This window comes from Rhizobium sp. CC-YZS058, assembly GCF_034720595.1.
Taxonomy (GTDB): Bacteria; Pseudomonadota; Alphaproteobacteria; order Rhizobiales; family Rhizobiaceae; genus Ferranicluibacter.
On the sequence record NZ_JAYESJ010000001.1, the window covers coordinates 4,073,423 to 4,093,952 of the forward strand.

Below are 20,530 nucleotides of genomic sequence, written 5' to 3' on the forward strand. Positions count from 1 at the left end.
CCCGGATCCCGCTCTTCTTCTCTACGTTTCAAGGAGTTTTCCATGACCATCGCCACCCAGCCCTTCGACCTCGTCTCGGAAACCAAGTCCCTGCTCGGCCGGCTCGGCGTCGAAGCCGCGCTCTATACGGGCGGTGACATGCCGTCCTTCTCTCCGGTGACCGGCGAGGAGATCGCCCGGCTGAAGACGGTCGATGCTGCGGCCGCCGGCGCGCAGATCGACGCAGCGCATGAGGCCTTCAAGGCCTGGCGCCTGGTTCCGGCCCCGCGCCGTGGCGAGCTGGTTCGCCTGCTCGGCGAGGAGTTGCGGGCGCACAAGGCCGATCTCGGCCGTCTGGTCTCGCTCGAGGCCGGCAAGATCCCGTCCGAAGGCCTGGGTGAAGTGCAGGAAATGATCGACATCTGCGATTTCGCGGTCGGTCTCTCCCGCCAGCTCTACGGCCTGACGATTGCCACCGAACGCCCTGGCCACCGGATGATGGAAACCTGGCATCCGCTCGGCGTCGTCGGCATCATCTCCGCCTTCAACTTCCCCGTCGCCGTCTGGTCCTGGAATGCCGCGCTGGCGCTTGTCTGCGGCGATGCCGTCGTCTGGAAGCCGTCCGAGAAGACGCCGCTGACCGCGCTTGCCTGCCAGGCAATTCTCGAAAAGGCGCTGAAGCGCTTCGGCGAGGCGCCCGAGGGACTATCTCAGGTGCTGATCGGTGATCGCGCCATCGGCGAAGTCCTCGTCGATCATCCCAAGGTTCCGCTCGTCTCCGCCACCGGCTCCACCCGCATGGGCCGCGAAGTCGGTCCGCGGCTCGCCAAGCGTTTTGCACGGGCCATTCTTGAACTCGGCGGCAACAATGGCGGCATCGTCTGCCCGTCCGCCGATCTCGACATGGCGCTGCGCGCCATCGCCTTCGGCGCCATGGGCACGGCCGGCCAGCGCTGCACCACATTGCGCCGCCTCTTCGTGCATGAAAGCGTCTACGATGCGCTGCTGCCGCGTCTCAAGAAGGCCTATCAGAGCGTCTCCGTCGGCAATCCGCTGACCTCCTCGGCTCTTGTCGGCCCGCTGGTCGACAAGCAGGCCTTTGCCGGCATGCAGAAGGCGCTCGAAGAGGCGAAGGCGCATGGCGGCGCGGTCACCGGTGGCGAGCGCGTCGATCTCGGCTTCGAGAAGGGCTACTACGTCAAGCCGGCGCTGGTCGAGATGCCCGCCCAGGAAGGCCCGGTCCTCGAAGAAACCTTCGCGCCGATCCTCTATGTGATGAAGTACAGCGATTTCGACGCGGCGCTGGCGCAGCACAATGCGGTGGCCGCCGGTCTCTCCTCCTCGATCTTTACCCGTGACATGCAGGAATCCGAACGGTTCCTGGCCTCCGACGGCTCCGATTGCGGCATTGCCAATGTCAACATCGGCACCTCCGGTGCCGAAATCGGCGGCGCCTTCGGTGGCGAGAAGGAAACCGGCGGCGGCCGCGAATCCGGCTCGGATGCCTGGAAGGCCTATATGCGCCGGGCAACCAACACCGTAAATTATTCGAAGGCTCTGCCGCTCGCCCAGGGCGTCTCCTTCGACATCGACTGATCCGGTCACAGTCTCGCAAGGCTCGGCCGCGGCGCGCAACAGCTTTTGCGCGCCGCGGCAAATCCTGTTATTTCGACCCGAACCGCGCCGCCGAAAGCAGCGCTCACGTTCGGTTCAGGCGGCACGATCCGCCGTGGCCGGACAGGCTCGAGGGATCGCATATCCATGTTCGCCAGTCTGAGGCCGACGACGACCATCGTCGAGACGCGCTCGGCGCAGAGTTTCGAACCCGCCCATTCCGCCTATTATGCCGGCCGGCCCGGCAAGCCGCTGCAGCTTCTGCTGCAGGCCCGGCATGATTTTCTCTCGGTCTGGCGCGAGAGCGACTATACCGATCGCATCTCCTCGATCTCGCTCTTCAAGCGGCAGCTGGTCGTGGTCAATTCACCCGAGGCGATCCGCTATGTGGTCGCCAAGCGGCACGAAAACTTCGAGCGCAAGACGCCGCAGATGCGCCGAGCTCTGGAGTTCCTCCTCGGCGACGGCCTGTTCATCTCCGATGGTGAGACCTGGAAGCAGCGCCGGCCCCTGGTCAACGACATCGTCCACAAGAACCGCCTGCCGGTCTTCGGCAAGATCATGGAAACGACGGCGAGCGAGCTTGCCGAGCGCTGGTCAGGCCTGCCAGATGGCGCGCCGGTCAATGCGCTGTTCGAAATGGCCGGGCTGACGGCCGAGATCATCTCCCGTTCGGTCTTCGGCAATGATCTCGGCGAGGAGGCTGCGGGTGCCGTGACCGAAGGGTTCGAGCGCTATCAATCGCTGATCGACAGCATCAATATCGGCTATTTCCTCGGCTTCGACGAGGGCCTGCCGGTGCGCCGGTCACGTAAGTTGAAGCAGTCGGTCGAGCGCATCCACACGATCATCGACAAGGTGGTCGAGGATCACCTGGCCGGGCGCGGCGACCATAATTCGATGGTGGAACTGCTTGTGCGCCGCCAGGAGCGCAATCCCGAGCTCAAGCTGGATGTTGTGGCGCTGCGCAACGAGGCGGCGACGATCTTCATGGCCGGGCACGAGACCACGGCGGCGACGCTCACCTGGGCCTGGTATCTGCTCGCCCGCGCGCCCTGGGTCGAACGGGCCCTGCATGAGGAGATCGCCCGCGTCTGCGGAAACCGGGCCCCGACGCTCGACGACCTGCCGGCGCTCGACTGGTGCCGGGCGGTGATCGAGGAGACGCTGCGCCTGTATCCCCCGGTTCCCATTCTCGCCCGCCAGGCCAAGGAGGCCGACCGGATCGGCGACATCGACGTCAAGCCCGCCTCGCTGATCCTCATCGTGCCTTGGCTCCTGCATCGCACCGAAGCCTTCTTCAAGGATGCCCATCAGTTCAAGCCCGAGCGGTTCCTGACCGGGGCGCCGCGGCCCACGCCCTATAGCTACATTCCCTTCGCCAGCGGCCCGCGCGTCTGCCCCGGCCTCCAGTTCGGGCTGAACGAGGCGATCCTGTGCCTGGCGATCCTCGCGCAGCGCTTCGTCCTGCGCGTGCCGGAAACGGTCAAGGTCGAGCCGCAGTGCCGGTTGACGCTGCGTCCGCGCGGCGGCATGCCCGTGACGCTGCATCGGCGGGGCTGACACCTTGGTCAAGCGCGAGCGAACGACCGAGCGACGGGCCTGGACCTATGCGCCGGCGCCCGTGCCGGATCTTGCCGCCTTCCGTGCGGGCGGAGCGGCCCGTCGCGCCTTTCTGCGCTACTGGACCCTTGGAATCGCGAAGGAAGGAGCGGATCTCGCGCTGTTCTTCCTCATGAAACTCCTGCCCGCCCGCCTCTGCTCCGATCTCGGCGCGCGGCTCGGCGCTTTCGCCTTTCCCCGCTGGCACAAGACCGCAATCGCCCGCACCCGTGCCAACCTTGCGCGATTGATGCCGGATGCGACGTCTTCCGAGCGAGACGCCCTGATGCGTCGCAACTGGGAAAATCAGGGTCGGCTGATGACCGAGTTTTCCGTCGTCAACCGCATGGCGGGTGATCGCCGCCGGGTCACGGTCGAGGGTGAACGAGGCATTGCAGAGGCCGTGGCCCGCGGCCCGCTCATCCTGATGGGCGTGCATACGGGGAATTGGGAGCTGATCTGGCCTGTGGTCAGTCGTCTCGGAATACGGGCTGCGCTCAATTACGCGCCGCCGAAAAGCCCCGTGCGCCACTGGATCGCGCGGCATGTGCGGCGACGAGCGGGCATCGATCTGCTGCCGCCCGGGCGCGCGGCCGTCCGCCCTGCTCTAAAGCGCCTGCAGGCGGGTGGAACCGTGATCATCTTTTGCGACGAGGGGCTGCAGGGCCGCATCCGAGGCCCGTTTCTCGGTCGCCCGCCGCATCTGGAGGGAAACCTCGCTCTCGTGGCCCGCCTTGCGCGCCTGACAGGGGCCGCGCTCTGCCCCATTCATGTGGAGCGGCACGGCGCCACCCGCTTCCACGTCAGGGCCGGCTCACCCTTTCATTTGCCGGAGACGAGCGATCCGGAGTCAGCGCTCCTCGACGATGTGGTGCGTCTCAATGCCCTGATCGAGCCGATCGTGCGCGCCCATCTCGATCAGTGGTATTTCCTCGACAGCGGATTGTGACGGGATCAGCGGGCCGATGCGGCACCGGTGCCGTCCGTTGAGGAAAGCGACAGCACGAACTCGGCCAGGCGCTCGCCAGCCTCATGCAGCGGACCGCTATTGTCGATCGTCGTCATTCCCAGCCGCGTTTCGCATTCCAGCACCTGCCGCTCCAGCCGGCGGCGGATCTCGGCGGCGCTCTCCCGGCCGCGACTGGCGAGCCGCTCGGCGATGATGTCCGGCCTGGCGACGATATTGACGATGGCGAGCCTCGGATAGACGGCCTCGAAGCGGGCGAGCACCGCCCGGCTGCCATTGGCGATCAGCGTCTGCCCCTCTTCGCAGGCGGCGATGGTCTCAGCCGGAATGCCATAGGCCAGACCATGAGCCTGCCAGGCCACCGCAAAACCGCCCTGCGCGTCGCGCGCCCGGAAGTCGTCCGGCGACATGGCTTCGTGCGCCTCGCCGCCGGCATCGGCAGGGCGGGTGATGGCGCGGCGAACCAGCGTGACGGCCAAGCGGCCTTCGAGCCGATGCAGGGCGTCGGCGATCACGCTGTCCTTGCCGGCGCCGCTCGGGCCGACGACGACGATCATCACGCCCTGTTGCGGCCTGCTCATGCCACTCTTCTCCCATCGCGCCAAACGCCCCGGACGATCGGAACGTCGGACCGGCGCTCGACACGCACGAGATCGGCCTTCAATCCCGGGGCGATCCGGCCGCGATCGTCGAGCCCCACCGTTTTGGCCGGCGTCGAGGTGACCATGGCGATGGCCGCAGGCAGGCTCAGCGTGTCGATCTCGTCGGCAAGCAGGAAGGGAGCGTGAATCAGGCTGAAAGGGACATAATCGGAAGAAAGCACGTCGAGCACGCCATGCCGGGCCAGGTCAGCAGCGGCGATATTGCCGGAATGAGAGCCGCCGCGAACCACATTCGGCGCCCCCATGAGCACGCTGAGGCCCGCCTCGTGCGACAGAGTTGCCGCCTCCAGGCTCGTCGGGAATTCTGCCAGCCGCACGCCAAGCGCAATCGACTCCTCGACATGCGCTGTCGTGGCGTCGTCATGGCTGGCCACCGGAATGCCGCGCTCTGCGCAGAGCGCGCTGAGGGTCGCACGATGGCGGGCGGAGTTGCGGGCGGACAGGTCGAGCTGGCGCTCGACGAAGACGGCAAACGCCTCGTCGCTCAAGCCGCGCTTCGTCTTGTAGTAGAAGATATACTGGTCCATCGTCTGGAACTGACGCTGGCCGGGGGCATGGTCCATCAAGGAGATCAGGCCAACCTGCGGATCGTCGCGAAAGGCGTCGAACTGATCGAGCACATTGTCCATCGACACCTCGCAGCGCAGATGAATGCGATGCTCGGCGCGCAGCCGGTTTTCGCCAGTAGCCTCGGCCAGCGCATCGGCCATGGCCCGCATCTCGCCAGTCTTGAAGCCATCGCCGTCATCATCGCTCCCGAGCCGCAGGCAGTCGAAGACCGTGGTGATGCCGGAGCCGGCAATCTGCGTGTCATAGGCCTGGATCGCCGCCATCTTCCCCCAGCGCAGGCCGGGACGGGGCGAATAATGGCTTTCCAGATGGTCGGTGTGCAGTTCCACCAGGCCGGGGATCAGGTAATCCCCGCCAAGATCCTCACCGCCCGTGGCCGGACCCGGCTGGATTTCGACGATCCGCCCCTCGCGAACGAGAAGCGATCCCTCGACGATCTGGTCCTCCAGGACGATCCGGGCATTGGTGTAGACTTGCTCCTGCGGCACTCAAAGTTCTCCTGTTTCGGCATCGCCAAGCGGCATCAGCGAATGGACGGCGAAGGGCGCGCCGCGCCGCTCTTCGGTAAAAAGGGCAAGGGCGGTGACGGCAAGCGGCCGACCGAGGAAGCCGGCAAAGGCTTCCTCGAGCACGGCGCGCACCGCCGCGCGCCGCTCCTCCGGCACGGGGCCGGTCAAGGTCATGTGGAAGCGGAACTCGTCGAACACATAGGGGTAGCCCCAGCTTTCGAGATTTCCTCTCTGCGTCGGCGTCAGGCGCTCCGGGTTGCGCCGCGCCACGTCTTCGTCCGACAAGGCAGCCCGAAAGGGCTCGAAGCGGCGCACCGTTTCGGCGGCAAAGCGATCGAGTGCAGGGCAGGGTGCGCCGGGGACAAGGGCGAAGAACGGACCGAGTGCGTCCAGCGTCAGCTGAGGGATCTCGAAAGGCGCGCTCTCGGCGGCAAACTCGTCCATGGCCTCCAGCAGATCAGCCTCGCTGCGCCCCGCTGCCAGGCTGAACGGAGCCTTGAGCGTCGCATGAAAGCCATAGCGCCGCGGCTCCGCGGTCAATGCGCCGATCTCTTCCCGGGTGAAACCATCGATGTCCGTCGGAGCGACCTGTCCGGCCAGAAAGGCATCGCGGCCGAGCCAGGCGACCGCCGCCAAAGTCAGCGGATCGTCCTTCGGCGGGGAAAAGTAAAGCGCATAGCGCATGGCAACCTCGATCGGCTTGGCCCCGGCGCGGCTCTGCCTGCAGGGGAGGGGGAAGACGACTGAGAAGGGATTCGCACCGCGATTGCAATCGCCGATCCGGTCCCGACCGTCCTGCGCTGCTGCCTCTCATCCTTTCATGACGCAGGCATGACGGCGGGCATATCAGGCCTTCGGGTTGCCAAGCCCATCCAGCGCCTGTTCGATCACCGCAGTCAGCGGACGATCGATATCAACGGTGACGACCAGCGGCTCGCCGGTCGGCGGTTCCAGTGTGGCGAGCTGGCTGTCGAGCAGGGAGGTGGGCATGAAATGGCCGGTTCGGTGGCCCATGCGGCTTTCAAGCACCGCGCGGCTGCCGGTGAGAAAGACGAATCGCAGGGGACGCCCGGCGCCGGCCCGCAGCCGATCGCGATAGCTGCGTTTCAGGGCAGAACAGGAGACAACGACACCGCGCCCCTCTCTCGCCTCGGCAAGCCGTGCGGCCACCCTGTCGAGCCAGGGCCAGCGATCCGCGTCGGTCAGCGGAATACCGGCCGACATCAGGGCGATGTTTTCCGGCGGATGCAGCGCGTCACCCTCGACGAAATCGAGACCGAGAGCCGTGGCGATCCCGAGACCGACCGAGCTCTTCCCGCAACCGCTGACCCCCATGACCACGATCGGCCCCTGGGGTTCTTCCTTCTGCGCCATTACGAGGCGGTCCTCCTCACGCAGCGTAGAACTTGGCCATTTCGGCCAGGCGCTTGACGCGGATCTTCGAGGCGTGGCCGGCGGTGCCGAAGGCTTCGAAGCGTTCGCGGCATACCTGGCTCATCAAGGCGGTCGAGGGCTTCAGATAGGTGCGCGGGTCGAAATCCGTCGGCTTCTCGCGGAAGCATTTGCGGATCGTGCCGGTCATGGCGAGGCGCAGGTCGGTGTCGATATTGACCTTGCGCACCCCGAGCGGGATGGCCTTCTGGATTTCCGACACCGGCACGCCCCAGGTCTGCTTCATCTCGCCGCCATAGGCCGTGAACAGGTCCTGCAGATCCTGCGGAACGGAGGACGAGCCGTGCATGACGAGATGCGTGTTCGGGATCGCCTTGTTGATCTTGGCGATGGTCTCGATCGAAAGGATTTCGCCATCCGGCGGGCGGGTGAACTTGTAGGCGCCATGGCTGGTGCCGATCGCCACGGCCAGCGCGTCGACGCCGGTCTTTTCCACGAAATCGCGGGCCTGGTCCGGATCAGTCAGCAGCTCCTCGCGGGTCAGCTTGCCTTCGAAGCCGTGCCCGTCTTCCTTGTCGCCCGCTCCGGTCTCGAGATTGCCGAGATTGCCCAGTTCGCCTTCCACCGAGGCTCCAGCCGCATGGGCGATGCGCACCACATCGGCGGTGACGCCCACATTGTACTCGTAGCTTGCCACCGTCTTGCCATCGGCCAGAAGCGAGCCGTCCATCATCACCGAGGTGAAGCCGTTGGTGATCGCCGACACGCAGGTGGAAGGCTGATCGCCGTGGTCGAGATGGAGGCAGACGGGGATATGCGGATATTCCTCCGCCGCGCCGAGAATGAGATGACGCAGGAAGCCGTCGCCGGCATAGGAGCGCGCGCCGCGGCTCGCCTGGAGGATCACCGGCGAATCGGTTGCCTCCGCCGCACGCATCACGGCCTGGACATATTCCAGATTGTTGACGTTGAAGGCCGGTACGGCATAGCCGTTTTCGCCTGCGTGATCGAGCAACTGCCGTAAGGTGATCAACCCCATAATGTCCTCCGCTCCCGTCGGCCGCTCCGTCGCCGGCGGCCCTCTCTCGTGGCTTACCTTAAAGCGCGGGCTGCCTTTGGCAATGCAAAAGCATTCAAATCGTGCATCTGCCGTCAGGCCTGCAGCCGGCCCTGACGTTTGAGTTCGAGTTCGCGGAAGAAAATGAACAGGCCGGAGGCGACGATCAATCCGGCGCCGATGATGGAGGCGAGCCGCGGCGTATCCCCGAAGAAGATCCAGCCGAAAATGACCGCCCAGAACAGCAGCGTATAATGAAGCGGAACGACGGTCGCGGCGTCGGCCAGCTTGAGCGAGCGGTTGCTGAGCGCATGGGCGAGCATGGCGACGATACCGAGCAGGGCAGGGGCGAGAAGCGCGGTCGCTTCCACCGGAACCCAGCCTGACGGGTGGAGCGCGAGGCCGCCCACCGAAAAGACCAGCGCGCCGAAGAACTGCCAGAAGACGAGCGTCAGATCCGGCGTCGCCCGCAGCGTTCGGCCGAGCATGACGGCGACCGAAAAGCAGGCGCTGCCGAACAAGGCGGTCAAGGCCGGCAGCGACAGCGTCTCGCGCGAGGGCGACAGGGCAATGAGCACGCCGAGAAACCCGACCAGGATCGCCGTCCACCGCCGCCAGCCGACCTTCTCGCCCAGCATGAAGGGGGACATGGCTGCGACATAGATCGGCGCGGCCAGCCAATAGGTCATGGCATCGGCAAGCGGCATGAAGCCGACTGCATAGTAGAAGGAGGATGCATCGACAGCGAAAAGCAGGGCGCGCAGCGCCTGCAAGGCCGGCCGCTCGACTCGGAACAGGCTCATGACGCCCCGCCGCAGCACGAAGGGCAGGAGAACGATCAGGGCAGCCAGGCTGCGGATCGTCATCAACTGGCTGACGGAGAGGCTTTCCACCAGCACCTTGCCCATCACGTCGTTGAGCGAGAACATCAGCATGCTGAGCAGCATCAAGAGGATCCCGGTGCGGGCGGTGGTGTCGGGCCGGGCAGGCGCGCTGGTGTCGATGGTCATGGGCCTCGGCCTTGAAGAAAACGGTCGCTGGAGGGATCGTTGCGCTCCGGCCGATGCCGAAGCCGAGCTCGGGCGTGAGGCATTCTGGTGGCAAGCGAACTTGGGCTCTGCTTGACACAGCGGGCCCACGCAATCCAGCCGCCAAAGACGATCAACCCATCAGCTTTTGGCATGAATGGGTCAGCGGTGGCGTACCAAGCTATCCGCAGCCCTTGACGAAATCGCCGGCTCGGTCACATAAGAACCACCCGCGCATTCTAAACAGCACGACACCGCGCGCGGGGAGAACTTGGTGCCGGGCCCCTCTGGCGAGAGTCTTACGGCGCTCTCGCGATGTCGGTACCGCCAGCGCAATCAGCCGGCGGATAACATCCCCATGACGAACAACAGCACATCTCCTGTGCATGCGCGCCGCGTGCCGCATGCCGAACATCCTTATCACTCAAGGCCGTCCGGCCCGCGTCTCTGCGGGAGGGTGCAGCCATGAGCCAGCCTGTTTCGCAGACCACCACGCTCGGCTATTTCAAATGGGCCTTCATCGTCACCATCGTCGGCCTCGTGCTCGGCGGCTGGCTCGGCTGGAACGACAGCGGTACGCTGTCGGGAATGGCCACCGTCTTCTTCATCTGCGCGGTCCTGGCCGTGCTGGAGATCTCGCTCTCCTTCGACAATGCCATCGTCAATGCCAACAAGCTCAAGGACATGACGCCGGAATGGCAGCACCGGTTCCTGACCTGGGGCATTCTCATCGCGGTCTTCGGCATGCGCATCGTCTTTCCGCTGCTGATCGTGGTGATCGCCGCCGGCATCGGCCCGGTCGATGCGATCATTCTCGCAGCCGCGCGGCCGGATGAATATGCGCGGATCATGAACGAGGCGCATCTGCCGATCGCAGCCTTTGGCGGCACCTTCCTGATGATGGTCGGCCTTTCCTACTTCTTCGACCACGAGAAGGAGATCCACTGGATCAAGCCGATCGAGCGGCGGCTGTCGGAAGCGGCCAGCATCAAGGGGATCGAGATCGCCTTCGTGCTGATCCTGATCCTCGGCTTCTCCTCGATCATTCCGGATGATACGGCGACGCCGGAGGTGGAATCGACCACCTTCGTCTTCTCGGCCATCTATGGCCTCGTCACCTTCCTGGCGGTCGAAGTGCTGGGCGGCTTCCTCGATGCCCAGCAGCGGACGATGAGCGAGGCGGCCAAGGGCGGTCTCGGCGCCTTCATCTACCTCGAAGTGCTCGATGCGAGCTTCTCCTTCGACGGCGTGATCGGCGCTTTCGCGCTGACGCAGAACCTGTTCATCATCGCCATCGGTCTCGGCATCGGCGCCATGTATGTGCGCTCCATGACGATCATGCTGGTGGAGAAGGGGACGCTTGCCGAATATCGCTATCTGGAACACGGCGCCTTCTACGCGATCCTTATCCTGTCGGTGATCATGTATGTGCAGACGCTGGTGCATATTCCGGAGGTCATCACCGGCCTTGGCGGGGCGACCCTGATCGGCATCGCGCTCTGGTCGTCGATCCAGTACAACAAGCGCCACCATCCGGTCGGCACCCACGCGGGGGTCTGAACAGGCTACCGGTTCGCGTCTAGACCGCCACCGAATGAAGACCCGCGGACGTCAAACGTCCGCGGGTTTTTGATACGCGCTGAGCAAGCCGACCGCTGGAGCAGTCAGACCAGAAACGAAAAAACCCGCGAGGTCTTCATGATCCGCGGGCTTCTCGTCCCTGGTGCATCATGCCCCAGGGTCAATCATCATGTTCTTGCCGGACGGCGCTTAGGCGCGGCGGTTGGCAGCCGGGAAGCTGGCCGGGTCGATGCCGAGCGTGGTGAGGTCGCGGGCACGGGGCTTGCGGCCACCTTCGACGGCGGCGGCGGCGGCAGAAGCGGCGCCGAGGACGGCAAAGGCCCGACCGAAGAAGTTGCGCTTGGCAGTCATGATCTCAATCTCCTGATCTCTTGTCTGAGGGGAAGATGGGCCTGGTTGCTCAAGGTTGCAATGCGAGTCTTGGCACGGCAGCCATGCATGGAGAGCAGGCCGACAGAAAAGGCCGCGCACACCTCTCGGAATGCGCGGCCTTTTCAATCGTTTAGATTCCGGACGCCTTCAGTCTTCGCTGGCGGCAAGCTGCGAGAGCACCTGACCACGTCCGCGTGCGCGCAGGATCAGCGGAACGACCAGAGCCGCAAACGCAATCAGGAGCAGTACCGCGGCGATCGGCGAGGTGAAGAGCACCGTCGGATCGCCCTGGCTGATGGCGAGCGCCCGGCGCAGCTGCTGTTCGGCAAGCGGCCCGAGGATCAGTCCCACGACGACGGGCGCGATGGGATAGCCGAGAATGCGCATGCCGTAGCCGAGCAGGCCGAAGGCGAGCAGCATGCCGAGCTCGAAGACGGACGGGTTGGCGCCGATCGTGCCCAGCGTCGCAAACAGCAGGATGCCGGAATAGAGCCAGGGCTTCGGGATGGTCAGGAGTTTGACCCAAAGGCCGACCAGCGGCAGGTTCAGCACCAGCAGCATGAAGTTGGCGATGAGCAGGCTGGCAATGAGGCCCCAGACGAGCTGCGGATTGGTGGCGAACAGCAGCGGGCCCGGCTGGAGACCATATTGCTGGAAGCCCGCCAGCATGATCGCCGCCGTGGCGGTGGTCGGCAGGCCGAGCGTCAGCAGCGGCACCAGCGTGCCGGCGGCCGAAGCGTTGTTGGCGGCTTCGGGTCCCGCCACGCCCTCGATCGCGCCATGGCCGAACTCTTCCGGATATTTGGTCAGGCGCTTCTCGGCAGCGTAGGAGAGGAAGGTGCCGATCTCGGCGCCGCCGGCCGGCATGGCGCCGATCGGGAAGCCGATGACGGTGCCGCGCAGCCAGGCCTTCCAGGAGCGCGCCCAGTCCTGGGCGTTCATCCAGACCGAACCGCGCACGGCTTCGACCTTCTCTTCACCGGTGTCGCCCTGCGCCGCGATGTAAAGCGTCTCGCCGATCGCGAACATGGCGACCGCCAGCGTCGTCACCTCGACGCCGTCGAGAAGGTCCGGCACGCCGAAGCTCAAGCGCGCCTGGCCGCTCAGCTGGTCGATGCCGATGATGGCCAGCGCGAAGCCGATGAACAGCGAGGTCAGCCCGCGCAGCGTCGAATCGCCGAAGGCGGAGGAGACGGTGACGAAGGCGAGCACCATCAGTGCGAAATATTCGCGCGGCCCGAAGACCAGTGCCAGCTTGACGATGAAAGGGGCGATGAAGGCGAGGCCGATGGTGGCGATGAGGCCGGCCACGAAGGAGCCGATCGCCGCGGTCGCGAGTGCCGGTCCGCCGCGCCCCTTTCGCGCCATCTTGTTGCCTTCGAGCGCGGTGACGATCGACGAACTTTCTCCCGGCGTGTTGAGCAGGATCGAGGTGGTCGAACCGCCATACATGCCGCCATAATAGATGCCGGCGAACATGATCAGCGAGCCGGCGGGATCGAGCCGATAGGTGACCGGCAGGAGCAGGGCCACCGTCAGCGCCGGGCCAATGCCGGGCAGCACGCCGACGGCGGTGCCGAGCGTCACGCCGATCAGCGCATAGAGCAGGTTCATGGGCTGCATGGCGACCATGAGCCCCTGCAGAAGAAAGTCGAACGTCGTCATGGCGAAACTTTCAGCGGAACAGGTGTTCGAGCGGCCCGGCGGGCAGGGAGAGCTGCAGCAGGCCGGCAAAGATCAGCCAGACGCCGAGACAGAGCACGATACCGACGGGAATGGTGATCCAGAGCTTGCGCTTGCCGAAGCCGGCGGCGGTCAGCGCGAAGAGCAGGCCGGTGGCGATCGAGAAGCCGAGCGGCTTGAGGAGCAGCAATTGCAGGACGAGACCGCCGACAATCCAGGCCACGGGGGAAATTTCCTGCCGCTCGCGGACGGGGAAGTCGCGCCGAAAGGCGGCGATCGCGGTCCAGATCGCCAACCCGACCAGGCAGACGGCGATGACGAAGGGAACGGTGGCCGGGCCGATGCGCGAATAGTTCGGCAAGGCGGAAAGGCGCGAGGTGTCCCAGAAGATCAGGGCCGCAAGGCCGGCCAGGAAAACCGCAACGGCAAGCGCCACCCCATCGGGGCGGCGCTGACCGGCGTCGTGGGAGCGACGAAGATCGCTCATTGAACGAGACCGATGTCTTTGAGCACGGTTTCGGTGGCGGCGATGTCCTTGTCGAGCTGCGCCTTGAAGGCGTCGCCGGCAAGGTAGCTGTCCTGCCAGCCCTTGGTCTTCAGCGTTTCCTGCCAGGCAGCCGACTTGACGAGCTTTTCGATGTCGGCCGAAACGGCCTTCTTCTGCTCGTCCGAAAGACCCGGCGCAGCAGCAACCATGCGCCAGTTTTCGATCGCGACATCGAGGCCGGCTTCCTTCAGCGTCGGGGCGTCGACGCCCGCGATCCGCTCCGGGCTGGTGACGGCGAGAAGGCGCAGCGTCCCGGACTTGATCTGCGATTCGAATTCGCCGTAGCCGGAAACGCCGGCGGTCACCTGGCTGCCGAGAATGGCGGCCAGAGCCTCGCCACCGCCGGAGAAGGCGATGTAGTTGATCTTGGTCGGGTCGACGCCGGCTGCCTTGGCGATCAGGCCTACGGCAATGTGGTCCGTACCGCCTGCCGAGCCGCCGCCCCAGGAGACGGCACCCGGATCCTTCTTCAGCGCCTCGACGAGATCGCCCATCGACTGGATCGGAGAGGAGGCCGGAACGACGACGGCTTCATATTCGCCGGTGAGACGCGCGATCGGCTCGACATCCTTGAGCGAGACGGGCGACTTGTTGGTGAGGATCGCGCCGACCATCACATAACCGCCGACGAGCAGGGCGCCGGGATTGCCGGCCGACTGGCTGGCGAACTGGGCAAGGCCGATCGTTCCGCCGGCGCCGGGCACGTTCTGCACCTGGACATTGCCGGAAATGCCTTCCTGCTGCATGGCGGCCTGCATGGAGCGGGCCGTCTGGTCCCAGCCGCCGCCCGGGTTTGCCGGGGCGATGATCGTGTAGTCTGCGGCAGAGGCCGGAAGGGCCATGGCGCCGGCAATCAGGGATGCGATCAGAAAATGCTTCAAGGTCAACTCCTCCATCGGCGCCGTCTCATTCGGGCGCTGCTTCGTTTGTCATGAACGGGAGAAGAGACGGCCAGGCGCATGCGGACATGATCCGCCGACAGACACCCGAAGTTCGCCGCGATACTCCTCCAAAACGTCGTCGCGCCCGCCTCCACGGGATATGCGACAGTCTCCAAGCCACCACATCAAGCTGACATCCACCTGACATTCGACCGGAGATCCTCTGGACGGGCGGTGGTGATGCCCGTGTCACGCGCACCGACTCTGTCAAGTTTAACCAACCAAGTCCACTGCCTTGGCACACCCGCTGAGGTCGGCGCGGGGGTCTATTGCAGGCGCAGTGCCTCGTTCCACCGCGCAATCAGCCGGGCACGCTTGACCTGGTCCAGATAGACCATCAGTCCGGGGCTGACCGGAACCGGCCGCAGCTGCGTGCCGAGCTGGGCCTGCATGCCGCTTACCGTGTTGCTGCCGGCAACTGCAGGGTTGACGGCCGCGATGTGCAGCTCGCGCGCCATGATGGTCTGCCCCTCCGCCGACATGAAGAAATCGAGGTAGCGCCGCCCGAGGTCGGGCCGGTTGGCCGCCTGCGGCACCAATCCGATCCTCGACATGACGACGGTGTAGTCCGTTGGCAGAACGATGCCGAGATCGGGGTGGTGGGTGGCCCAATCGGCGGCATAGGAACCGACGATATTGTAGCCGATCAGGAAGCGGCCATCCGAGACGCGCTCCAGAATGGCCGTGCTGGTGGAGTAGAGCTTGACCCCGGCGGCACCCATGGCACGAATCACCGACCAGATATCGCCGAACTGCTCCTGGTCCCTTGCCATGAAGAGGAAGCCGACACCGGAGCGGTCGATGTCATAGGTGCCGATGCGCCCGAAGGCCTTCTCGCCCATCTCCGCCAGATAGTGCACCAGCTCGGCCCGGGTGGAGGGCGGCTTGCGGCCGGCAAAGCTCGGCTTGTGATAGACGAAGACCGCCGGTTCGAAGGTCAGCGCATAGGCCGTGTTGCGCCAGTTCGCCCAGGCCGGCCAGGCGCCGCTCAAGGGAAGGGCGCTCGGCTGGGCATAGCCGTCATTCGTGAGCTTGACCTGCAGATCCATGGCAGAGGAAAAGGCGAAGTCGGCGGTCTTCCCGCCGGCATCCGTCTCGGCGACGATCCGGTCGTAGATCTCGCCGGTCAGCATGTCTTCATACTCGACCGCCACATCCGGGTTTGCAGCCTGGAAGCCATCGATCATCGGGCGGGCGAGCGGCTCGTCCAAAGAGGAATAGACCCGCAGAAGCGGCGCACTCGCCTCTCCCGATCGTGCGGGCAGGCGAATGGGCTCGGCCAGAGCCGGTACGGCCGCAAGACATGTCAGGACGAAGGCAAGGCTACGCATCGTCCGACTTTGCGCCAAGCGGGCGCCGTTCACAAGCGGCCTGCAAGAGGCTAGAGTTTCCCGCAAGGGAAGAGGACGCCGTGTGAGAATTCTGCTTGTCGAGGATAACAAGGCGTTGTCGGACGGCCTTGCCGCCATTCTGCGCGGCAGCGGCTATGCGGTCGATGTCGTGGGGGATGGCGCCTCGGCCGAGGCGGTGGCCGCCACCGAGCGGTTCGATCTCGTCATCCTCGACCTGACCTTGCCGGAGATGGATGGGCTCGACGTGCTGCGGTCCCTGCGCGCGCGACAGAACAAGGCCGCCGTCCTGATCCTGACGGCGCGTGGCAGCGCCGAGGACAAGGTGCGGGGGCTCGATCTCGGCGCCGACGACTACATGATCAAGCCCTTCGACGTGGCGGAGTTCGAGGCGCGGGTGCGGGTGCTCCTGCGTCGCCAGGCGGGCCTGCGCTCCTCGCTCGTCACCTTCGGGCCGCTCTCGCTCGATCTCACCTCCCGCACCTTCTCCGCCGCCGGCCAGACGCTCGATCTGCCCCTGCGGGAGACCGGACTTCTGGAGGTTCTGATCATGCGCGCCGGCAAGGTGGTGTCGAAGGACGCGATCATGCAGTCGTTGACCGGTTTCGACGACGATCTGAGCGCCAATGCGATCGAGCAATATGTCAGCCGGCTGAGGAAGAGGCTGGCCGCCTATGGTTTGACCGTGCGCACCGCCCGCGGCATCGGCTACTACCTGGAAAGGCAGACGCCGGACATGCAGGCCGGGGACGCGGAATGAGCCGGCCCGCGGCCTATTCCCTGCGCCGCCGGCTGCTCGCCTGGCTGCTTCTTGCCACCGTTGTCCTGGGCTCGGCTGCCCTGTTGGACACCTACCGCGAAGCGGTCAAGACCGCCAATGCCGTGTCCGATCGGGTGCTGGCCGGCTCGGCGCTGGCGATCGCCGACCGGGTGGTGGTGGGCGAAGATGGGGCGTTGCAGGTGGATGTGCCCTATGTGGCGCTGGAAATGCTGACCTCTGCCGCTCAGGACCGGGTGTTCTACCGGGTTGACGGTCCGCCCGGCCGCTTCATCACTGGCTATCAGAGCCTGCCGGCCGTGGCCGAGATGGAGGGGCGTCAGGCGATCTATCTCGATGCGGAGTTCCGGGGCGAGCCGATCCGCATCGCTGCGCTCGAACGCTCGGCCTCGACCGGCATCAATTCGGTTCCCTTCATCGTGACGGTGGCGGAGACGACGGCGGCGCGCAAGCAGCTTGCCCAGACCCTGCTGGTTCGCTCGGCCCTTCGGCTCGGCCTGCTCATCCTCGGTTCGGCCGGCATCGTCTGGGTTGCGGTCACCCTTTCGCTGCGCCCGCTCTATCGGCTGAGCGATGCGATCGCCGAGCGCAGCCCGGATGATCTGCATCCGATCGACCAGGCCGTGCCGCGCGAGGTCGAAGGGCTCGTGGAAACGGTCAACTCCTTCATGGTGCGCCTGAAATCGGCGCTCGACGCCCTGCGCCATTTCTCCGGCAATGCCGGACACCAGCTGCGCACGCCGCTTGCCATCGTACGCACCGAACTGGCGCTGGCTGCAAGGGCCGAGCATCCGGCAGCCATGCGCGCCTCGGTTGCTCGTGCGGATGAGGCCGTTGGCCATGCGGAGCGCATTCTCACCCAGCTGCTGCTTCTGGCCAAAATCGATGCCGGGCGCTCGGGCGGCGCGGAGGTCCTGCCGGTCATCGATCTTTCGGCTCTGGCGCGCGACCTGACGGCGGACCATGTGCCCGGTGCGGCCGAGGCCGGCATCGATCTGGGCTTTGAAGGAGATGCGCCGGTGATGGTCTCGGCCGAGCCGCTGCTCGTCGGCGAACTGCTCGGCAATCTGGTCGAGAACGCCATCGCCTATGCCGGCCACGGCGCGGAGGTAACGGTGCGCGTCCTGCCGGGCGCCGTGCTGGAGGTGGAGGACGACGGACCGGGAATCGCGCCCGAACGGCTGGCAGCGGTGCGCCAGCGCTTTGCCCGCGGGGACAGCGATCGCCCGGGCCTCGGCCTCGGCCTGCCGATTGTCGAGGAAATCGCCGCCCGTTTCGGGGCCCGGCTGGAGCTGGAGAGTGGCGCGGGAGAGCGGGGCCTGAAGGCACGTGTCGTCTTCCCTTTGGCCGCGATCAAAAAGCCCGATCGGGACAGAGATGAATTGACGGCCACGCCGCTGGCTGCGACCCATGGCGGAGCCTAGTGGAATGAATTTGACATTTGATACCCAACTGCAGCGATCTCGAGGATCAAATGTCAAATTCGTAAATTCCACTAGAAGCATAAACTTAGCTAGTGGTCTTTATGATTTTGACATTTGCTCCCGAGGGTTCAGCAAGCGGTAGCAAATGTCAAAATCAGACCACTAGAGGAGAGACAGGATGACTGAACCTTTCAGAGCGCTGATGATCGAAGATGCCGGCAAGGGAACCAAAGCCGGATTCGCCACCCTCTCCCTCGACGATCTGCCGCCGTATCCGGTGCTGGTGGAGATTCAATACTCGACGGTCAACTACAAGGATGGGCTGGCCGTGACCGGTCGTGGGCGGATCGCCCGCCGGCTGCCCATGGTGGCCGGGCTCGATCTTGCAGGCGTGGTGGTGGACTCGCGCGATCCCGCCTGGAAACCCGGTGACGCGGTGATCGTCAATGGCTGGGGTCTTTCCGAAACCGAATGGGGCGGCTATTCGCGCTATCAACGCCTGAAGCCGGAATGGCTGACGCGCCGCCCGGAAGGTTTCTCGCTTGAAGAAACCATGGCGCTCGGAACAGCCGGCTATACGGCCGCTCTTGCCGTTGCCGCCCTTGAGGACTGGGGCTTGATCAAGACGGACGCTCGCCCGGTTCTGGTCACGGGGGCCGCCGGCGGTGTCGGCTCGGTCGCGGTCGCGCTTCTGGCAAGCCGCGGCTACGCCGTCACCGCGTCCACGGGACGGGCGGAAACGCGTGACTATCTCCTCTCGCTCGGGGCAAGCGAGACGATCGACCGCGCCGCGCTTCTCGAAAAAGGCGGACCCTTGCAGAAAGAGCGGTGGGCGGGTGCCGTCGACAGCGTCGGCTCCGTCACTCTGGCCAATGTTCTGGCACAAACCGCCTATGGCGGCGCTGTAGCTGCCTGTGGTCTGGCGGGCGGTGCGGATCTTCCCGCCACCGTCATGCCGCATATCCTGCGCGGCGTCGCGCTTCTCGGCATCGATTCGGTGATGGCGCCGCAGGAGAGGCGGGCGCGGGCCTGGGGGCTGCTTGCCGAAAGCTTCGATCGCCGCCATTTCGACAGCATGGTCCGGATTGAGCCCCTGTCCCGGATCGAGGCGCTGGCTGAAGAGATCGTCAATGGCCGAATCCGGGGCCGCGTGGTGATCGATGTTGCGACATGAGCCTCCTGCCGTTGGGCGCCGTATCCCTGTGAAGGAACCATCGTCATGACCTTTCTCGACCGGGATCGCGCAGCGCGCCTGATGGCGGCGGCCGGCCTCGACGCACTTCTGCTTCTCTCCCCAGAAAGCTTTTCCTATGCCACGGGCGCGCCGGCTGGCGTCGGTACCATGTGGCGTCGGGCAGGCGCGGTCGCGGCCTTGGTGCCGGCCGATCCGACGATCGAAATCGGTGCCGTGGTCAGCGACCTCTTCGAAACCGCCTTTCGCGCGGCCAGTCCGGTCACCGATCTGCGCCTCGTCCCTCTTTGGGTGGAGACGGCGGATATTCGCGGACTGGGAGAGACGAGAGATCTGCCGATGGAAAGCCTCTTCGCCGAGGCGTTTCGTCGTGCGGGACGAAATTCCGGCTTTGCCCGCCCGGAGACCTTCGATGCGCAGGCTGGCCTGCGCGGTGCCGCCGATCTTCTCGCCGCACGCGGCCTCGCCTCGGGCCGTATCGGCCTCGAATTCGATACGCTGTCGCTGACCGATTTCGCACGGGTGCAGGCGGCTCTGCCGCAGGCCAGTCTCCTCGACGGCAGCGACGTGCTCCGGCGCCTGAAGATGGTCAAGTCGACGCGCGAGATCGGCTATCTGCGCAAGGCCGTTGGTCTCGCAGAAGCCGGGATCGAGGCCTTGCAGTCCGAGATCCGGCCCGGCGTGCGGCAGGCCGACCTTGCGGTCGCCTGGCGACAGGGCGTTCAGGCTGCTGCGGCCGCCGCACCGGAAGGAGGCGTGCTGACGGGGCTTTGGGATTATATCTCGGTTGGCGATCAACCTTGGGCGCCAGGCGGCGTGGTCGCGCCGGGTGACCTGATCAAGGTGGATGTCGGCTGCCTCATTGCCGGCTATACATCCGATACCGGACGAACCTTCGTCTGCGGCGCGCCGACGCCGCTGCAGGAACGGGTGTTCGGTGCCTTACAAAGCGCCTTCGAGGCGGGGCTTGCCCTGATCCAGCCGGGGGTCGAGATGCGGGTAATCCACCAGGCGGCGACGGAGGCCATGGCGCGCGCGGGGCTGCCTGGCTTCAGCCGTGGTCATTTCGGCCACGGCCTCGGCTTCAGTCTCGGAAGCGAGGAGTGGCCGTTCTTCTCGGCGACCTCGGACGTCGTGCTCGAGCCGGGCATGGTGCTCGCCTATGAAACCCCTTTCTACGTCGACGGGCTGGGCGGGCTGATCATCGAGAACCAGCTTTTGGTGACGGATGCGGGCCATGAGACGATGAACCAATTGCCGACCGGTCTCGTGTCTGTCTGAGC

Annotated in this window: 18 protein-coding genes and 1 pseudogene; 8 read left to right on the forward strand and 11 right to left on the reverse strand. The window is 65.5% G+C overall.

What is annotated here, in order from left to right; translation table 11 throughout:
* The first annotated feature begins 42 nt into the window (after positions 1 to 42).
* From U8330_RS19350 to U8330_RS19360, 3 genes are all read left to right on the forward strand, one after another.
* Entirely contained in the window at positions 43 to 1,575 is a 1,533-nt protein-coding gene (locus tag U8330_RS19350) for an aldehyde dehydrogenase family protein (RefSeq protein ID WP_323106885.1), read from the forward strand.
* A gap of 165 nt (positions 1,576 to 1,740) precedes the next feature.
* On the forward strand, positions 1,741 to 3,156 hold the full coding sequence (locus tag U8330_RS19355; protein WP_323106886.1) for a cytochrome P450: 1,416 nt from the start codon (positions 1,741 to 1,743) through the stop codon (positions 3,154 to 3,156).
* A gap of 4 nt (positions 3,157 to 3,160) precedes the next feature.
* Complete coding sequence (locus U8330_RS19360; RefSeq protein WP_323106888.1) at positions 3,161 to 4,144, forward strand: lipid A biosynthesis lauroyl acyltransferase; 984 nt, start codon at positions 3,161 to 3,163, stop codon at positions 4,142 to 4,144.
* Between the two features lie 5 nt (positions 4,145 to 4,149).
* Here the strand turns inward: U8330_RS19360 and phnN are convergent, their stop codons facing one another.
* The 6 genes from phnN to U8330_RS19390 all read right to left on the reverse strand — a co-directional run bounded on the left by phnN (position 4,150) and on the right by U8330_RS19390 (position 9,362).
* A complete protein-coding gene (gene phnN, locus U8330_RS19365; RefSeq protein ID WP_323106889.1) occupies positions 4,150 to 4,743 on the reverse strand; it encodes a phosphonate metabolism protein/1,5-bisphosphokinase (PRPP-forming) PhnN in 594 nt (197 codons plus the stop codon).
* Entirely contained in the window at positions 4,740 to 5,882 is a 1,143-nt protein-coding gene (locus U8330_RS19370; RefSeq protein ID WP_323106890.1) for an alpha-D-ribose 1-methylphosphonate 5-triphosphate diphosphatase, read from the reverse strand. Before U8330_RS19370 ends, phnN begins: the two co-directional genes overlap by 4 nt.
* Positions 5,883 to 6,587: a DUF1045 domain-containing protein gene (locus tag U8330_RS19375; RefSeq protein WP_323106891.1), complete on the reverse strand. Its 705-nt coding sequence runs from the start codon at positions 6,585 to 6,587 to the stop codon at positions 5,883 to 5,885.
* Between the two features lie 162 nt (positions 6,588 to 6,749).
* Positions 6,750 to 7,277 carry a gluconokinase gene (locus U8330_RS19380; protein WP_323106892.1) on the reverse strand — a complete coding sequence of 176 codons (528 nt, stop codon included), beginning with the start codon at positions 7,275 to 7,277 and terminating at the stop codon, positions 6,750 to 6,752.
* A gap of 16 nt (positions 7,278 to 7,293) precedes the next feature.
* Positions 7,294 to 8,334 (reverse strand): class II fructose-bisphosphate aldolase, encoded by a 1,041-nt coding sequence (fba, locus tag U8330_RS19385; protein ID WP_323106893.1) that lies wholly within the window; start codon positions 8,332 to 8,334, stop codon positions 7,294 to 7,296.
* 113 nt (positions 8,335 to 8,447) lie between these two features.
* Positions 8,448 to 9,362: a DMT family transporter gene (locus U8330_RS19390; protein ID WP_323106894.1), complete on the reverse strand. Its 915-nt coding sequence runs from the start codon at positions 9,360 to 9,362 to the stop codon at positions 8,448 to 8,450.
* Between the two features lie 483 nt (positions 9,363 to 9,845).
* On the opposite strand from U8330_RS19390, the gene U8330_RS19395 reads away from it, so the two are divergent.
* A complete protein-coding gene (locus tag U8330_RS19395) occupies positions 9,846 to 10,940 on the forward strand; it encodes a DUF475 domain-containing protein (RefSeq protein WP_323106895.1) in 1,095 nt (364 codons plus the stop codon).
* A 210-nt stretch (positions 10,941 to 11,150) separates the two neighbouring features.
* Here U8330_RS19395 and U8330_RS19400 read toward each other — a convergent pair whose 3' ends face one another.
* The 5 genes from U8330_RS19400 to U8330_RS19420 all read right to left on the reverse strand — a co-directional run bounded on the left by U8330_RS19400 (position 11,151) and on the right by U8330_RS19420 (position 15,835).
* On the reverse strand, positions 11,151 to 11,312 hold the full coding sequence (locus U8330_RS19400; protein ID WP_323106896.1) for a hypothetical protein: 162 nt from the start codon (positions 11,310 to 11,312) through the stop codon (positions 11,151 to 11,153).
* Between the two features lie 168 nt (positions 11,313 to 11,480).
* Positions 11,481 to 12,998, reverse strand: coding sequence for a tripartite tricarboxylate transporter permease (locus U8330_RS19405; RefSeq protein WP_323106897.1), 1,518 nt, complete (start codon positions 12,996 to 12,998; stop codon positions 11,481 to 11,483).
* 10 nt (positions 12,999 to 13,008) lie between these two features.
* Positions 13,009 to 13,503 carry a tripartite tricarboxylate transporter TctB family protein gene (locus U8330_RS19410; protein WP_323106898.1) on the reverse strand — a complete coding sequence of 165 codons (495 nt, stop codon included), beginning with the start codon at positions 13,501 to 13,503 and terminating at the stop codon, positions 13,009 to 13,011.
* A complete protein-coding gene (locus U8330_RS19415; protein WP_323106899.1) occupies positions 13,500 to 14,444 on the reverse strand; it encodes a tripartite tricarboxylate transporter substrate binding protein in 945 nt (314 codons plus the stop codon). The genes U8330_RS19410 and U8330_RS19415 overlap by 4 nt, the downstream gene beginning before the upstream one ends.
* Before the next feature lie 326 nt (positions 14,445 to 14,770).
* Entirely contained in the window at positions 14,771 to 15,835 is a 1,065-nt protein-coding gene (locus U8330_RS19420) for an ABC transporter substrate-binding protein (RefSeq protein ID WP_323106900.1), read from the reverse strand.
* A gap of 82 nt (positions 15,836 to 15,917) precedes the next feature.
* Here U8330_RS19420 and U8330_RS19425 point away from each other — a divergent pair, with 82 nt between their 5' ends.
* The 4 genes and pseudogenes from U8330_RS19425 to U8330_RS19440 all read left to right on the forward strand — a co-directional run bounded on the left by U8330_RS19425 (position 15,918) and on the right by U8330_RS19440 (position 20,528).
* Positions 15,918 to 16,613 carry a response regulator transcription factor gene (locus U8330_RS19425; RefSeq protein WP_323106901.1) on the forward strand — a complete coding sequence of 232 codons (696 nt, stop codon included), beginning with the start codon at positions 15,918 to 15,920 and terminating at the stop codon, positions 16,611 to 16,613.
* A pseudogene (locus U8330_RS19430) lies at positions 16,610 to 17,983 on the forward strand (sensor histidine kinase); the annotation flags it as partial. The gene U8330_RS19425 and the pseudogene U8330_RS19430, both read left to right, overlap by 4 nt.
* A gap of 250 nt (positions 17,984 to 18,233) precedes the next feature.
* Positions 18,234 to 19,229, forward strand: coding sequence for an MDR family oxidoreductase (locus U8330_RS19435; protein WP_323106902.1), 996 nt, complete (start codon positions 18,234 to 18,236; stop codon positions 19,227 to 19,229).
* Positions 19,230 to 19,274: 45 nt separating this feature from the next.
* Positions 19,275 to 20,528 (forward strand): Xaa-Pro peptidase family protein, encoded by a 1,254-nt coding sequence (locus U8330_RS19440; RefSeq protein WP_323106903.1) that lies wholly within the window; start codon positions 19,275 to 19,277, stop codon positions 20,526 to 20,528.
* Positions 20,529 to 20,530 lie beyond the last annotated feature (2 nt).

Bases quoted from the DNA above. Each gene is read 5' to 3' on its own strand.
- U8330_RS19400 (WP_323106896.1), bottom strand. From the start codon at position 11,312: ATGACTGCCAAGCGCAACTTCTTCGGTCGGGCCTTTGCCGTCCTCGGC.
- U8330_RS19440 (WP_323106903.1), top strand. From the start codon at position 19,275: ATGACCTTTCTCGACCGGGATCGCGCAGCGCGCCTGATGGCGGCGGCC.
- U8330_RS19395 (WP_323106895.1), top strand. From the start codon at position 9,846: ATGAGCCAGCCTGTTTCGCAGACCACCACGCTCGGCTATTTCAAATGG.
- U8330_RS19375 (WP_323106891.1), bottom strand. From the start codon at position 6,587: ATGCGCTATGCGCTTTACTTTTCCCCGCCGAAGGACGATCCGCTGACT.
- U8330_RS19405 (WP_323106897.1), bottom strand. From the start codon at position 12,998: ATGACGACGTTCGACTTTCTTCTGCAGGGGCTCATGGTCGCCATGCAG.
- U8330_RS19350 (WP_323106885.1), top strand. From the start codon at position 43: ATGACCATCGCCACCCAGCCCTTCGACCTCGTCTCGGAAACCAAGTCC.
- phnN (WP_323106889.1), bottom strand. From the start codon at position 4,743: ATGAGCAGGCCGCAACAGGGCGTGATGATCGTCGTCGTCGGCCCGAGC.
- U8330_RS19355 (WP_323106886.1), top strand. From the start codon at position 1,741: ATGTTCGCCAGTCTGAGGCCGACGACGACCATCGTCGAGACGCGCTCG.
- U8330_RS19380 (WP_323106892.1), bottom strand. From the start codon at position 7,277: ATGGCGCAGAAGGAAGAACCCCAGGGGCCGATCGTGGTCATGGGGGTC.
- U8330_RS19410 (WP_323106898.1), bottom strand. From the start codon at position 13,503: ATGAGCGATCTTCGTCGCTCCCACGACGCCGGTCAGCGCCGCCCCGAT.
- fba (WP_323106893.1), bottom strand. From the start codon at position 8,334: ATGGGGTTGATCACCTTACGGCAGTTGCTCGATCACGCAGGCGAAAAC.
- U8330_RS19435 (WP_323106902.1), top strand. From the start codon at position 18,234: ATGACTGAACCTTTCAGAGCGCTGATGATCGAAGATGCCGGCAAGGGA.
- U8330_RS19390 (WP_323106894.1), bottom strand. From the start codon at position 9,362: ATGACCATCGACACCAGCGCGCCTGCCCGGCCCGACACCACCGCCCGC.
- U8330_RS19420 (WP_323106900.1), bottom strand. From the start codon at position 15,835: ATGCGTAGCCTTGCCTTCGTCCTGACATGTCTTGCGGCCGTACCGGCT.